At 60.9% G+C, this 14,042-nt stretch carries 13 protein-coding genes and 6 tRNA genes; 7 read left to right on the top strand and 12 right to left on the bottom strand.

The genetic code is table 11. The annotated features are described in order from the left end of the window. The first annotated feature begins 186 nt into the window (after positions 1 to 186). The 3 genes from MTX36_RS04135 to MTX36_RS04125 are packed head-to-tail and all read left to right on the top strand — an operon-like array spanning position 187 to position 1,875. Positions 187 to 648 (top strand): YbaB/EbfC family nucleoid-associated protein, encoded by a 462-nt coding sequence (locus MTX36_RS04135; RefSeq protein ID WP_243618471.1) that lies wholly within the window; start codon positions 187 to 189, stop codon positions 646 to 648. Further along, positions 641 to 952 carry a WXG100 family type VII secretion target gene (locus MTX36_RS04130; protein ID WP_243618470.1) on the top strand — a complete coding sequence of 104 codons (312 nt, stop codon included), beginning with the start codon at positions 641 to 643 and terminating at the stop codon, positions 950 to 952. Before MTX36_RS04135 ends, MTX36_RS04130 begins: the two co-directional genes overlap by 8 nt. Continuing rightward, positions 952 to 1,875, top strand: a complete 924-nt coding sequence (locus tag MTX36_RS04125; RefSeq protein WP_243618469.1) for a hypothetical protein — start codon at positions 952 to 954, stop codon at positions 1,873 to 1,875. Before MTX36_RS04130 ends, MTX36_RS04125 begins: the two co-directional genes overlap by 1 nt. Before the next feature lie 309 nt (positions 1,876 to 2,184). Here MTX36_RS04125 and MTX36_RS30485 read toward each other — a convergent pair whose 3' ends face one another. The 5 genes from MTX36_RS30485 to MTX36_RS04105 form a co-directional block, all read right to left on the bottom strand. Beyond that, positions 2,185 to 2,328, bottom strand: a complete 144-nt coding sequence (locus MTX36_RS30485) for a DUF2510 domain-containing protein (RefSeq protein WP_374230427.1) — start codon at positions 2,326 to 2,328, stop codon at positions 2,185 to 2,187. A gap of 437 nt (positions 2,329 to 2,765) precedes the next feature. Then, positions 2,766 to 3,185 carry a peptide-methionine (R)-S-oxide reductase MsrB gene (msrB, locus tag MTX36_RS04120; RefSeq protein ID WP_243618468.1) on the bottom strand — a complete coding sequence of 140 codons (420 nt, stop codon included), beginning with the start codon at positions 3,183 to 3,185 and terminating at the stop codon, positions 2,766 to 2,768. A 9-nt stretch (positions 3,186 to 3,194) separates the two neighbouring features. Next, positions 3,195 to 4,478, bottom strand: coding sequence for a glycosyltransferase family 87 protein (locus MTX36_RS04115; protein ID WP_243618467.1), 1,284 nt, complete (start codon positions 4,476 to 4,478; stop codon positions 3,195 to 3,197). 61 nt (positions 4,479 to 4,539) lie between these two features. Continuing rightward, a complete protein-coding gene (locus tag MTX36_RS04110; protein ID WP_243618466.1) occupies positions 4,540 to 6,096 on the bottom strand; it encodes an alpha/beta fold hydrolase in 1,557 nt (518 codons plus the stop codon). A gap of 19 nt (positions 6,097 to 6,115) precedes the next feature. Next, complete coding sequence (locus MTX36_RS04105; RefSeq protein WP_243618465.1) at positions 6,116 to 6,874, bottom strand: pyrimidine reductase family protein; 759 nt, start codon at positions 6,872 to 6,874, stop codon at positions 6,116 to 6,118. A gap of 34 nt (positions 6,875 to 6,908) precedes the next feature. Here MTX36_RS04105 and zapE point away from each other — a divergent pair, with 34 nt between their 5' ends. Beyond that, on the top strand, positions 6,909 to 7,925 hold the full coding sequence (gene zapE / locus MTX36_RS04100; protein WP_094272610.1) for a cell division protein ZapE: 1,017 nt from the start codon (positions 6,909 to 6,911) through the stop codon (positions 7,923 to 7,925). Here the strand turns inward: zapE and MTX36_RS04095 are convergent, their stop codons facing one another. After that, the gene (locus MTX36_RS04095) at positions 7,926 to 8,474 is read right to left on the bottom strand and encodes a GNAT family N-acetyltransferase (protein ID WP_279394170.1); all 549 of its coding nucleotides are present in this window, start codon (positions 8,472 to 8,474) and stop codon (positions 7,926 to 7,928) included. A 51-nt stretch (positions 8,475 to 8,525) separates the two neighbouring features. After that, a complete protein-coding gene (locus MTX36_RS04090; RefSeq protein ID WP_374230426.1) occupies positions 8,526 to 9,869 on the bottom strand; it encodes an MFS transporter in 1,344 nt (447 codons plus the stop codon). Between MTX36_RS04090 and MTX36_RS04085 the strand changes: the two genes are divergently transcribed. Continuing rightward, positions 9,845 to 11,230, top strand: a complete 1,386-nt coding sequence (locus tag MTX36_RS04085) for a GH1 family beta-glucosidase (RefSeq protein ID WP_279394169.1) — start codon at positions 9,845 to 9,847, stop codon at positions 11,228 to 11,230. The genes MTX36_RS04090 and MTX36_RS04085 overlap by 25 nt on opposite strands. A 175-nt stretch (positions 11,231 to 11,405) precedes the next feature. Then, positions 11,406 to 11,888 carry a 2-isopropylmalate synthase gene (locus MTX36_RS04080; protein WP_243618462.1) on the top strand — a complete coding sequence of 161 codons (483 nt, stop codon included), beginning with the start codon at positions 11,406 to 11,408 and terminating at the stop codon, positions 11,886 to 11,888. Positions 11,889 to 12,018: 130 nt separating this feature from the next. Here the strand turns inward: MTX36_RS04080 and MTX36_RS04075 are convergent. From MTX36_RS04075 to MTX36_RS04055, 5 genes are all read right to left on the bottom strand, one after another. After that, positions 12,019 to 12,093: transfer RNA gene (locus MTX36_RS04075), tRNA-Val, on the bottom strand. A gap of 18 nt (positions 12,094 to 12,111) precedes the next feature. Further along, positions 12,112 to 12,187 (bottom strand) — tRNA-Gly (locus MTX36_RS04070). 92 nt (positions 12,188 to 12,279) lie between these two features. Further along, positions 12,280 to 12,354, bottom strand: a tRNA-Val gene (locus tag MTX36_RS04065). A gap of 1 nt (position 12,355) precedes the next feature. Next, a tRNA-Cys gene (locus MTX36_RS04060) sits at positions 12,356 to 12,426 on the bottom strand. Between the two features lie 25 nt (positions 12,427 to 12,451). Next, positions 12,452 to 12,524: transfer RNA gene (locus MTX36_RS04055), tRNA-Gly, on the bottom strand. 287 nt (positions 12,525 to 12,811) lie between these two features. Between MTX36_RS04055 and MTX36_RS04050 the strand changes: the two genes are divergently transcribed. Further along, positions 12,812 to 12,883 (top strand) — tRNA-Val (locus MTX36_RS04050). The last annotated feature ends 1,159 nt before the right edge of the window (positions 12,884 to 14,042 follow it).

The following is a 14,042-nucleotide window of genomic DNA, read 5'->3' as shown; positions in this document are numbered from 1 at the left end:
CGCAGGGTTGTGTGTCGCTGGGTCGCCCGTCGTCGTCGCGGCGACGAGATCTCTTCGAGCCTGTCACATGATTCGTCGGCGAAGCTACTGCTGTCGGCTAACGACGGAACCGGTCGACCCCTGATTGCGTCGAACTTGGTGAGCGCCTGAATTTCAGGAGAACGCATCGAGCGAGGTGGGGGCATCGTGAGTGCAGTGGAAGTGGAGTCGGTACGGGCGAGATCGGAAGTGCTTCGGGGACAGATTGATTCGATGATGGAGGATCTGCGAACCCGGACTGCGAGGCTGGCGACAGCTCAAGAGGCGATCGCGACTTCCACGGCGCAAGCTCGATCTGCAGACGGTTCCGTAGAGGTTGTCGTCAATGCGTCGGGCGCGCTTGTCGGGGTCAAATTTTCTGCCGACGCGTTCTCCCGGACGACGCCGAGGAAACTCGCGGTCGCCGTTCTGGCGACGGCAGGATTGGCTGCTGCGGACATGCGCCGACAGAACGCCGAGATACTGAGGCCGTTCATCGCCGCGGCACAGGTGGATCTGCCGGATCTGATTCCCGGAGCGCCGAGTTTGCGTGAAGGCGTGCCGGTAGGTGCTGGCGACGACGACGTGGCGTGGAACTGCACTGTTTTGAGGAGCGCCGGTAATGCCTGAATTCTGGATTGATGTCGCGGCGATGCGTTCGGTTGCGCCGAGATTCGCGGGCATTTCGCGAGACCTCGAAAATATTCGGGTCAAAATCGAAGAAGTGACGGCTGCCGAGGGGCCGAGTTGGGGCACCGATACCTTCGGGGTCACCTTCGCTTCTGCTTACCTGCCGGGTTCTGAATCGGTTCTTGCCGGTGTCACGATGACGGCCGGTGCATTGCGCAATCTCACCGACGCGTTATTTCGGACAACAGCGAACTTCGAGGGCGTCGACGCACGACTGGCCGACAATCTGGCGGGTGGGCTCTGATGGGGATCGAGATTCCGGGATACCTGCAAGCCGTCGCAAGCGTCGCGGTGGGCAGCGACTGGCCGGACGGCGATGAGACATCATTGTGGCGTCTGGGGGATGCCTGGGTGGAGGTGGCTGCGGCGCTAGGAGTTGCCTCTGAATTTGGTGACACGGCCGCTCGGGGAGCGCTTTCGTCGATCGACGGCGAAATGCAGGATTCACTGGCCACATTCTGGGGCCATTCCGGTGGCGTTGCTGATGTCCTTGATCGGTTGATCTCAGCGGCAACGGAACTGGGGGAATCCTGTGACTCGACTGCAACCGACATCGAATACACCAAGCTGTCGATCATTGCGGCTTTGATTGCCCTCGCGATTGAGCTTGCGAGTATGGCCGCCGCCGCGGTACCGACTTTGGGTCTGAGCACCGTGGGAGCCGCTGCCGCCGAAGTGGCAACCGCGCTGACCGTTCGAATGTTGTTGCGACAATTACTGATCCGGGTGATCGAGGCCGCTGCCGTAGAAGCTGCTTCGGCCGTCTTTTCCGGCCTGGCCATTCAATTGGGGCAGATGACGATGGATCATCGGCAGTCCATCGACATCGGGAAGGTTGTCACCGAGGGGCGCGATGCATTTGTTAAAGGTGCCGCAAATGGCGTCCTGAGAACTACCTCGGTCTCCAGCAATATTGCGCATCCCGTTACCGGCGCGGCCACGACTCCCTATCAGCGGATCGCCCGTAACGGGATGGATGACGCAGTGAGCGGAGCATCTGCCGCCGTCGTCACCAAAGAAGTTACCGGCGGTGATGCCTCAATCACGGACATCACGTCCGGCGCCGTCGGCGGAGCAACGGGATCGGTGAAAGACGGATTGATTGCCCGCACCGACGATCTTGCTGCGGTGGGTGTGACGTCGAACCTTCTGAACTGGAATTTCTGAATGAGAAGGCTTATCGGGGGTTATGTTGAGGACGTGAACGCGTGCCCGGGTTGTTCCGCCGAATCGAATGGCCGCTGTACCGTGTGCCGCCGTCAAGGCCCGGTGAAGCGTCCGTCGACGCCCGTTTTCAACGGATTCCTGTATTCGGCAATCGGACTCGTTCTTCTGACTCCGCTGGTAGTAGTTTTCTATCCAATTTTCGGTGAAATTGTTGGGAATGCAGTCGAGGTAATTTTTGGGATTCTGATCGCCGCGACAACCGGGCTGCTCATACTCATTCGGGGATCAAGAAAGTCGTGAGGTCGGGCGCTATCGCGGAGTGACCTGATCGGTCCAGGTTTGCCCGTCGTGCCAGCGTACGAAGCGTGGATCGCCGGCGTCCGGATACCAACCGGGAGCAACGGCTCCGTAATTTCGTGGAGCATTTCGAGATTGGCGACTGCGATTCGACATGATGACTGCTGTGGCAATTCCTCCGGGGATCAAGAAGAATACGAAGAAGATGATGAGCCAATGTATTGGCTGTAGGGCGCCCATCGCCAGATTATTGCCGAGTATTCTTGTCTCCGTAGAAGGTTTCAAGAATATCGTTTGGCTCGGTAGGGGAACCAGCGAAGTTCCTTGGCGAGGCTTCGGAGATGCATGATGCTGAAGTGATGAAAAAAATAACTACGGGCGAAACAGGCAGGTCGGGTAATGAGCCGTGCCTGAGTGCACATTAGTTCGCAACTTCGACGGGATCCCGTACCTGGCATCGATTTGTGGACAGAAATACCCGGCTAGGTGGGGCAGGTAATCGTGCCTGGCCGCGATCGATACCAACCACCGCTGATTGTGAAGGATTCAGCTCGCTCAGCGACCAGAATCCTTCACAACCAACTCATGTTCGGTTACTGCGCGGGATGCAAAACTAGAGAAATGGAGTTGATGCAGTACCGCTGATCTGTCGGGGTGGGGTAGCCCTCGCCCTCGAAGACGTGGCCGAGGTGGCTGTGGCATTTCTTGCACACAACCTCGACGCGGCGCATTCCCAAGCTCACATCTTCCTTGAGGATGACTGCATCGGAGTTTGCCGGATCGAAGAATGACGGCCAACCGCAGTGCGATTCGAACTTCTCGGTGCTGCGGAACAGTTCGGCGCCGCAAGCCCGGCAGGAGTACACACCTTCAGTAGTGGTGTTGGTGTACTCGCCGACATTGGGTCGCTCGGTACCCGCTTGACGCAGGACCGCGTACTCGGAGGGTGTCAGTTTCTCGCGCCACTCGCTCTCGGTGAGGGTGACTTCGGGGACGCTGTCTGGAGAACTCATATCTCTACGCTAATCCTTCACTGAAGGTTCGGCTTCGCGCGCAGGTGAAGACGCTTCGAGTGGTGGATCTAGTAGATAGGCGGGATCGATTCCGCGGTCCAGACGGCCTTCCCGTCGTGCAACCAGGTACCGGTAGCCCAAGACACAGAAGATCACGATCAGGAGCAAACTCCAGCCGAGAGTGCTCTTCATGTACTCGGCTGCTCGGCCGAAGGCGGGCCATCGCAGCGACCACCAGTCGTCGAAGGTCATGCAGCCGTAGACGGCAAGCCAGGCCGGCCAGTTTCGCATTACCGAATTCTTGAGTACCACCGACATCAGGAGCGGGAACAGCATCATCGAGTAGTACATCTGGCCCAGTGACGGCAGCAGGAACGATGCCGTCATGATCAAGCCCGTTGTGGTGGTGAGGAAGAACAGTTCGTCGTTTCGGTAGTAGCGATACAGCAGCCACAGTGACACGAGGACCATGACGGCGAATATCGCTCGCAGCGACAGGATCAGCCACTCGGGCAGACCGAAGTATGCGCCGTTCCCCACGATCGAACTGTTGAAGTAGTCGCGAGATTCCAACAGGTAGGGGACGGTGCGTTCGACAAACGCCATCGGGTCGGCAGAAAGCGGTACTGCGACGACGGTGAGGATGAACGGGATTCCCAGTGCGGTGACAAATACCTTCCACTGCCCCCGAACCAACGGCAGCAGCAGAAGTGGGGCCAGGGTGGGCTTGATAGCGAGGGTGATACCGATCGCAGCACCCGCCCACAGGTCTTTTCGGCGCATCAGGAACAGCAGGAACGCCATTTCGCTGAGCAGCACGATGCCATTGATATTGGTGAAGATCAGCGTGTTGGTGACGGTCTCCGACGTGAACGCCGCCAGAACGACGATCGGTGCGGCGATGGAGCTGATCTTCAGATCGAACAGGCGCAGCAGTAGATACAACGCGACCAGGACGGCAACTGCGTTGACGCCGATGAAAAGCCAGCGGGACCGTTCCGGATCCAGGATGGAGAGTGGTGCCATCAACAGCGAACCGGATGGTGGGTAAAGGTAATGCGGATCTACCGAATTGAAGTCGGCGGTGTACACCGGGCGGCCGTTCCAGAACGCCAGAGCTGCGTTGTAAACCGGCCGGAAGTCATCGGTGATAGCCCCGTTGACGGCCTTCACGACGACGCGATTGATCACGGTCATCACGGCGATCGGCCACAAAACGTAGTTGACGACTTGTTGGGTTGTCCGCCCTGTACGAGGCTCGAGCTGTCTAAGGAACACTTCGGAACGGTACACCGAAGGCTGACCGTAATAGGGGATGCACCCTAATTTGCGAAGTGGGGAGCGTCGCAACGCGTCAGGCGGGGCAGACACTTCCGTTGGGCGGCAAGGTTTGATTGTCGAGGTAGGACACGGAGGCCTTCTGCGCGCAGTTGGATTGCATTGCGGGGTGACCGGCGCCTTGCCAGTCGAGGGTGGCGAACCGGGTTCCAGCATTGGTGACGACTCCGGTGACACTGGCCAGTCCGCTGTTGCCGACGGCAGGATCCGCCTGGCCGCTCAACACGAGGACCGTCGGTTTCAGAGCGGTCGGTAGGGGAGTCGGGGTGGTCGTCGGCCAGCTGGCGCACGCTAACAGCCCGAGTGCGGCTTCGTTCCCGAACACCGGATAGGCGCTGCCCCACGTCTGCTGCAATTCACGGACGCGTCCGACGCCCGGCCACTGCCCGCCGTCCGTGCAGCGTCCGACGAATTGTCCGTCGCTGCCCAGATCCTTTTCGGCCGCAGCGGCGCGTTCACGCATCGGCACCGGATTCCCGCTACCGAGCGCGCTCAGGGCGTCGGCGAGGGCGGTGGTGTCCAACTGTCGGTTTTGTCCAGAGATCCCGAGGCTCGCGGAGATGGCGTTCGCGAGAGATGACGCCGACAACGGGCGGAAGTCTCCCTTCCGGGCGCGTTCCATCAGTGTGAGGACGGCGGCGTGCGGGTCCGGACCGAGAGAGCATGAGAGTGCGGCGCAGCGCGTGGCGAACGCTGCGAGAACGGCTTCCTGTCCCCGGACGTGGCTTTCGGCTTCGGTAGCCGCGTCGGTGGCAACCGGGGCGGGTGAGTCGAGTATCAGCCGCGAAACGTTGTCGGGATGAGCCGCGGCGTAGCTCAACGCGATGTCCGAGCCGGAACCGGCGGCCCACAGTGCAATCGTGTCGACGCCCCAGCGCGAGCGCAATGCCTCGATGTCTTGGGCGGCAGCATCGGCGCCGAACTTCAGTTCCTGGGGTTCGAGGTAGTCGGTGCACGCAATGGTGGCGTCGTGGCCGAGTTCGGCGACGGCGCTAGCGGCATCGCCCGAAGTGCTCGGTTCGAATTGACCGAGGTCGGCGAGCCCGCGGCGGGTGTCCGGTTCCATGCATTCGATGGGCGTCGAGCGGTCGATTCCACGGCGATCGAGTGCGACGACCGGGTGGGCGGCAAGTACGGCACTCAGACCGGATGATCCCAGCATCGCCAGGGTGCTTCCGGATGAGCGATCGGTTCCGGAGGTAAATACGACAGGATAGGCGTCAGCCGGTGTGGAGGACGTTCGGGCGCGGGTGGCGGCGGCCGTGAAAGTTCCGTCGATCTGGCCGCTGACGTCGATGGGCGCGCTGAACTCGGCGCAGTCGAGGATGACGCCGGCGGTTGCAGCGGCCAACGCGCGGTCGCTTAGCGACGTTCCGCTGCAGTCGCGCCAGGGGAGGTCGTTGCTTGGGACAGCGGGTTCGGGGACGGGCGGACTCACGGTTCCCGACGCGTCGGTTGTGGCCGGGCTTCCACCGGTGTGACCTTCGACCGCTACGACAGGGCGAAGTGAGGGGCCCGCTCCACAGGCACAACACGTTGCCAGGACTACTGCAATCAAAGCCGCTCTGCGCATGCCGACCAGAGTGCCAGGTTCAGTGCCGAGGGCGGCGACGAACCCACCGCGAGAGAATCGTGCCGTCGGCGTCGGTGAGGATGTGCGCGGGTGTCATCGGGGTGGGTAGGGAGTGAGGGGAGGTTGCAATTCGTCCGGCCGCGCCGCCGACGAGTTGCGGTGAGGTGGTGATGCACAGTTCGTCGACGACGTCGTCTGCGATCAGTTGGCCGAACAGGGAAGGTCCACCCTCGCAAAGGATTCGAGACAAATTCAATTGGGAGCATGCCGTCTCGATATCGACGCTGCGCACCGCGGGATTCTCGCTCCGGTGAATGTCGGCACCGGCTGCGCGAAGGTTCGCGACGGCGACGGGGTCTGCGTCGCGTCCGACGAGAAGGATCGGCGGAGCCGTTGTGTCTCGGAACAATCGGCTTTCCGGGTCGATCGCTGCACGTGCCGAGACGACCAGCATTGGCGGCACGGGGGCCAGGCCCGCGTTGACGCGGCGTTCCCGAGCGTCATCGCGCATCACAGCTCCGCCGTAATTTTCGGAGCGAGCAGTGCCGGCTCCGACAACCACGACGTCGCAGAGTTCCCGCAAAATTCCGAACACAGTCTTGTCTGCCGGGGTGCCCAGGCCTCCGCTCACGCCGCTGACGGAGACGGCCCCGTCGATGCTCGACACAAAATTCACGCGCAGCCAGGGACGCGTGAGGTTTTCCGGGTACGCGTAGAGCGCACGGAGGCCATCCGGATCCTCCGGTGTGAAGTAGGTCGCAATATGCGTACGGTGCATAGGAGAGATCACACCACGTAGATACGCTGGATGGATGCATGAACGTCTTGTCGATCGCAGCCCGGTGGTACCCGCCGATCAGTTGGTAGCTCAAATGGTCCCACCCGCAATGTTCGACGAGGTGAGTTTCGCTTCCTACATTCCTGATCCCAAGGAACCGAGCCAGTCGGCTGCTGTCGCTAAGGCCGAGGAATTCTCCAAGCGCGTAGCCAAGATTCGGGGCGGTGGACGTCGCGGATTGTTCGGCAAGAAGACTCCGTCGACCGGTGCCGGTCTGTACCTCGACGGCGGTTTCGGTGTCGGTAAGACGCACCTTCTGGCATCGATTTTCCACAGCGTTCCTTCGCCCAAAGCTTTCGGCACCTTCGTCGAGTTGACCCATGTCGTGGGCGCGCTCGGCTTCAACAAGGCCGTCGAGGCGTTCTCCGAGCACAGCGTTCTGTGCATCGACGAATTCGAGCTCGACGATCCAGGCGACACCATGCTCGTCTCGCGGTTGCTTTCGGAGCTTTCTGCACGTGGTGTATCGATCATTGCGACATCCAACACGTTGCCGGGCCAGCTCGGTGAGGGCCGTTTTGCAGCGCAGGACTTCTTGCGCGAGATCAAGAAGCTCGGATCGATCTTCGAGACCATTCGCGTCGACGGTCCCGACTACCGTCACCGCGACCTGCCGCCGGCTCCCGATCCGATTTCCTCGGATGAGTTGGTGACGCGTGCCGCGTCCATCGACGGCGCCACACTCGATAACTTCGACGAGCTGTGCAAGCACCTCAGCACGTTGCACCCGTCGCGGTACAACAAGCTGGTCGAGGGTGTTCGCGCTGTCTTTATCGACGGCGTTCACCCCGCAACAGATCAGTCGGTGGCTCTACGTTTCGTGGTTCTTGCCGACCGTCTGTACGACGCGAGCATCCCGGTCACCGTTTCCGGTGCCCGTCTCGACGAAATCTTCACCCCGGAGATGCTGGCCGGCGGTTACAAGAAGAAGTACCTCCGTGCCACGTCGCGTCTGCTCGCTCTGTCGCGCTTCGAGGTTGCAGCCAACTAGTCAGACTTCTCGCTCCATCACGAAATCGTGATGGAGTTGGGCGCCGACGACAAACGTTTTGGTGCCGACCTGCGTGAACCCCTTTTTTGTGTAGAACTTCTGCGCGCGCACGTTCTCCTGGTTCACACCGAGCCAGATTCCCGCGCTGCCGCACTTCTGCGCGTGTGAGATAGCTGCGTCCATCAGTGCTGCGGCAGCACCACTTCCGTGATTTCCGGGAAGAACGTACAGCTTGCTCAATTCGGTGGTGGGTCGCAGGGTCAGCGCGGCCTGCACATCTGGATCGGTGGGCTCATCGTCGATCAGCATCGCGTATCCGACGATGGCGTCGCCGGAGATCACCTTGAGGACAGTGCGCGTCGGGTCGGTCAGGTATTCGGAGAACTTGTCGACGGACAGAACGTTGTCGATGAATGCACTGATGTCATCGTCGGAAGCGTCTGGTGGACAGGCGAGGGGGAATGTCACCGCCGCCACGTCGGCGATGGCTTCGGAGTCCCAGATTCCAGCTCGGTCAACGGTGATCGTCACGTAAATTTTGCCCTTCATACACGTGCATTGGTGCGACAAGTACATCACTTGCCGCACCGCACGCGACTGTCAGGCTTTCTCGGGTACCCCGGATGTCAATTGCTTCACGGCGAAGACAGGTGCCAAGGCGATCAGAATTCCGCAGAAGACCAGCGGAATCAGGAATCCGACCCGCAAGTCGCTGACTGCGGCAACGGCTCCGACAATTCCGCCGCCGACTACGGTTCCGGCGTAGTTGAAGAGGTTGATGCGTGCGATGACGGCGTCGACCTGACCGGGCGCAGCCATACGTCCGGCGGCGCTGAAGCAGATCGGGGCGATGACCGGGACGCCGAGACCGACGATCGTGAAGCCGATGATGGCAACGACGGGGGACTGCGATGTCACGACAACAGCCATGCCCGCGACGCCGATCAGCGACCCGATTCGGACGACGGTGATTTCACCGAATTTGCTCACCCAGTAGTCGCCGGTCAATCGGGCGACGAGTGCGGCAATCTGATAGGCCGCCACTGAGAGAGCGGCAGTACTGGTACTCGCGAGAAGGTCGTCCTCGAGGAACATGGTGGACCAGTTGCCGACACTGAAGTCGACAGCGTAGAAGAGGGCCATTGCGACGCCGAGCAGAATGAAGACTCGCATCGGAACGGTGAGGTCGACCTTGCCGGGGGTGCCGGCGTCGACGGATTTGGTTTCGGAACGGTTGAGAAGTTGTGGGCCGAAGGCGAGGAGGAGAACTCCGACTAGGATTCCTGCACTCAACTGAATCGTGCGTATGGAGAGATCGAATCCTGATGCGGCCGAGACGAACAGGGCTCCGACAATGGCTCCGACGCTCCAGGCGGCGTGAAACGAGCTGAGGATGAACTTGCCCTTGGCGTGTTGGATCGAGACGGCTTGCATGTTCGCGGCGGCGTCGACCATGCCGAGTCCGATGCCGTAGATCGCCAGGAAGGCGAAGAAGGCAACCTGGTTCGGGGCAATTCCGATAGCTCCGCCGAAGATCGCGATGACGGCGAGGCCGATGCGCAGTGTCGTTTTGCTTGATGTCCGTACTGCGATCATCTCGGCGAGGACACTGCCGAGGCCTGCGATGACCGACACGATAACAACGGCGACAACAACCAGGCTGTCGCTCAGTTCGAGAAGATCCCGAAATTTGGGAAGCTGCGTCAAGATCGAGGCGAGCAGAAATCCTTGGAGTGCGAACGCCACTGAAGTGGCGATCCGTGCCCTGGTCAGGGTGCGGGGAAGATCCGTCATGAAGCGCGGCCTTTGTCTCGTCTGTCTCGTTCGGTCGGGATGGCTGAACGGTACTTGATCGTCGTACTGGTCGAGTGTCCAACAAAGTTGATTGTTTTGCAGCGTTCTTTGATTAACTGACCTACATGAGTTGGAAGCCAGCGCCAGAATTTCCGTCGTCCTTTCTATGGGGAACCGCCACTGCGGCGTACCAAATCGAAGGAGCTGTGGCCGAAGACGGTCGCGGACGCTCGATTTGGGACGACTTCTGTGAACGTCCCGGAGCGATTATCGGTGGTGAGACCGGCGTCGTCGCCGCTGATCACTATCACCGCTGGGAATCCGATGTAGACCTGATGACCACACTCGGGCTCGACGCGTATCGACTGTCCCTATCTTGGTCGCGGATCCTTCCGACCGGAACCGGGCAGGTGAACGTCAAAGGTCTCGACTTCTACGACCGGATGATCGATCGACTGTGCGACGCCGGAATTACGCCCGCGGTCACGCTCTATCACTGGGATCTGCCGTCGGCGCTGCAAGAACAGGGCGGTTGGATGAACCGTGACACGGCTTTTCGGTTAGGGGAGTACGCGCAGATCGTGGGCGAGAAGTTCGCCGATCGCGTCGGAATGTGGATGCCGCTCAACGAACCGGTAGTTCACACCCTGTACGGGCACGCGCTCGGAGTTCACGCTCCCGGGCTTGCACTCGGATTCGAGGCGTTTCAGGCCGCGCACCACCAACTGCTCGGACACGGACTCGCGGTCAACGCGCTGCGTTCGGCCGGATGCTCCAACATCGGCATCGCATCGAATCACGCTCCGGTGCGTGCCGCGTCGGAGTCGCCCGAAGACGTCGTGGCAGCCGACATCTACGACCACGTCGTCAACTGGATGTTCGCGGATCCGGTGCTGGTCGGAAAATACCCGGCGGACGAGTTCGCTCAGCTGCTCAGCGGGCCGATCGACGAGGATCTGAAAATCATTGCCGCGCCACTGGACTGGTACGGGATCAACTACTACGAGCCCACGATGATTGCGGCGCCGGTCGAGGGTGAGGGCACCGCTGGTGTTCTCGAGATCGATCTGCCGCCGGGATTGCCGTTCGCTCCGGTTGCGATAACCGGTTATCCGACAACAGATTTCGGCTGGCCGATCATTCCCGAGGGTCTCGGTGAGATTCTGCGAACCTTCCAGTCCCGATTCGGTGACGCGCTGCCCCCGATCTACATCACCGAAAGCGGGTGCTCGTTCCACGATGCTCCGAACGAGGCCGGCGAGGTCCATGACCCTGCTCGCATCGACTACCACGACGCGCACTTGCGTTCGCTGCGATCAGCCATGGACGACGGCGTCGACGTGCAGGGCTACTTTGTGTGGTCGATGCTCGACAACTTCGAATGGGCGGCCGGCTACAAGGAACGATTCGGCTTGGTCCACGTCGATTTCGATACACAGAAGCGGACCCCGAAAGACTCGTTCGAGTGGTATCGCGCGTTGATCTCAGCGCACAAGGCGGCGCGGGTCTAGTTTGTCGACGGAGGCGGCCGGGTTGCGTTCTGCGGCCCGGCCGCCTAGCCTCGACTCTCATGAAGCGCATTCTCGTAGTACACCGCCGTAGCGGGGTCTGAATCGGACCGACCCCCCGCTGCGGGTCGTTGTGCTACCTGTTGGTCCTCCGCTTCATTCCAGGAAGACCACGATCATGACTTTCAACTTCGCTTTCGCTTCTGATTCTTCGACCGCCTTCGCAGCCGATCCTTTTGCTGCGCGCCACGGAAAATCCCTGCCGGCCGGCCTGCGTTCCGAATGCTCCGCGATGTCGTGGAACGAATTCGAATCCACGTACGCCGCAATGAACGGCCCGATCCGTCTCGGCGCGTGGTCAACCGAGAAGATTGCACCCGGCCGTTGGACCTTCGAGGCGACACTCGGCCTGGGGGAGCGGATTGCCAAAGCCTCCGCCACCGCAACCGGCGCGATCTCGGCTATGACATCGATGCTGTACGACGCGGGAATCTCCCTGGAAATTCTGTCGTTCCATCAGCACCAGATCGGTCACCGTACGGCCACATTCATCTTCACCGAGTGCGGTGGCCGTCGCAGCTGGGCTATGGGCATCGGTGAGACCGCGACAGAATCCTCGCTCCGGGCGATGACGTCGGCTGCGAACCGCTTCTCCAACTGAGAAACCCGAACATCCAGATACATTGAGGCGGGATCCCGAATGGGGTCCCGTCTCAATCTCATGCCACAATTCTTGACAGACAACGCAAAAGTCCGGAACCCCAAAGGGATTCCGGACTTTTGTACTGCCGTGGTGCGCGATACTGGGATTGAACCAGTGACCTCTTCCGTGTCAGGGAAGCGCTCTCCCGCTGAGCTAATCGCGCGGGATCTTGAGAGAAAAATGGAGCGGACGACGGGATTCGAACCCGCGACCCCAACCTTGGCAAGGTTGTGCGCTACCAGCTGCGCCACGTCCGCATTCGCAATAAACTCCGTTAACGGCGCTCAGTGCTTGTCTAACCTATCAGACCCGCAAGCGGGTTTTTACCATCAGGCCCGAGGGCCTGACGTGGTGCGCGATACTGGGATTGAACCAGTGACCTCTTCCGTGTCAGGGAAGCGCTCTCCCGCTGAGCTAATCGCGCGAGGTGGAGACGGGAATCGAACCCGTGTGCACGGCTTTGCAGGCCGTTGCCTCACCACTCGGCCACTCCACCGTAAAAGGTTGAGTCACACCTCTCGAGCGGACGACGGGATTCGAACCCGCGACCCCAACCTTGGCAAGGTTGTGCGCTACCAGCTGCGCCACGTCCGCATTGCACCGTGTTGCTTGGGGAGCGGGTTGCTCTCCTCGGTGCGTTGAAAACATTAGCCGACGGCATCCGAAACATACAAATCACCAGTTCAGGGGCAATTTTTAGTCTGAAATGAAGCAAAATGCTGTCCTGAACGTGCCTCAGAGCCCGGATGTGGAAGGTCCTGAATCGGGGAATTCGAGTCGGGATGCCGCCGGCGTGAATGACAACCTGGTGATTCGTATTCAGCGCTGGGTCGTGTTAATGTTCCAACTCGTTCGAGCGCATGCGTTCGGATGTTTCAGAAGGTCCCGTGGCTCAGTGGAAGAGCGTCCCGTTCACACCGGGAAGGTCGCTGGTTCGATCCCAGCCGGGACCACCCGAAGAACCCCCTGGCAACAGGGGGTTCTCTTCGTTTTGCGGAGGGCTAAGCGTGGGGCCGTGGCCCCTACGTGGGCCCTAGCAGTTTACGGCGCTGTCTGGTAGGCCCTGTGCCCCACCGTGTCGTGGCGGCTGGGAGCCAGACAAGAGAAACCTCGGGGTCGTCTGAGATACCCCCGATACCTAGGCGGGTAAGACGCCACAGCGCGCGGGAGCCGGACAGAATTATCTGTCCTGGAGTCTCCTTGTCTACTCGAACTTTTGCATCGACACCCCCCGATCCGTACGCCGACTTACGGGCGTTCAGCGTGGTTCAAGTGGCCGAACGGATACAGCTCAGCCAGCGCGCCATCTGGCGCTTGCTTGCCGACGGCCACCTCTAAACCCTTTTCGCCCGCAAGCCGGGCGTTCCGGTACGCATTCCGGCCGAAAGCTTGCGTGCACTTCTGGCAAACGGCCACCGTGACGGTATTGGTGGCGATTCCTGGTGCCGCTGCTGACCCACCGCACGGTCTACCTGGATGGCCCGCTACTCAAAGTCGGCTGCGCGCTTCTTCCTGGCAGCGGGGCGTGGTAAGACCTGGGTGTGTCTGCGGCGTGCCAGGACGCGGCGAAGGCTGTCAGATGGCCACCAGTGTTGCTATGTACCTGTTCCTGGACGCAATGGTGTCTGCAAGCCGTATGCACGCCTGCGGATGCTTGGGAGGCCCGACGACGCCATCCGTCGGCGCACAGTGAACGTGATGGACCCGGATGCGCGGGGTGGTGAGCCGCAAGAGCACGTTTGAGACGTCCACAGGGCCCTTGAATCCGCAGGGCCCTGAAGCAACCCCGCCCCGACTGCTCATCATCGACTCGTTCCTCAAGGCAATCGCGGTGATGGGGTAGCGAGAACGATGCTTTAGATACCAACCGAGTACTAGGCCTCGTCGAGGTGCTCCGGACCCTGCTCGGTGGTGATCGACCACATAGGTCACGAGAGCAGGCGCCGGCCGCGTGGTGCGGCGGCGAAGGTCGACATCCCCGACACTGTCGTGATGCTGCATTCCATGGGGATGCCCACGTCTCGGTTGTGGCTGTCAAGGACCGACACAGCGCGCTCCGGCACCTCGCCGCCTCCGGTGACCGCATGGCCTCGGGGGAGTCACCTTCGCGGT

Origin of the sequence: Rhodococcus sp. ARC_M6 (genome assembly GCF_022810305.1) — a bacterium.
Lineage (GTDB): Bacteria > Actinomycetota > Actinomycetes > Mycobacteriales > Mycobacteriaceae > Rhodococcus_F.
This window is presented reverse-complemented; position numbering and strand designations above follow the sequence as displayed.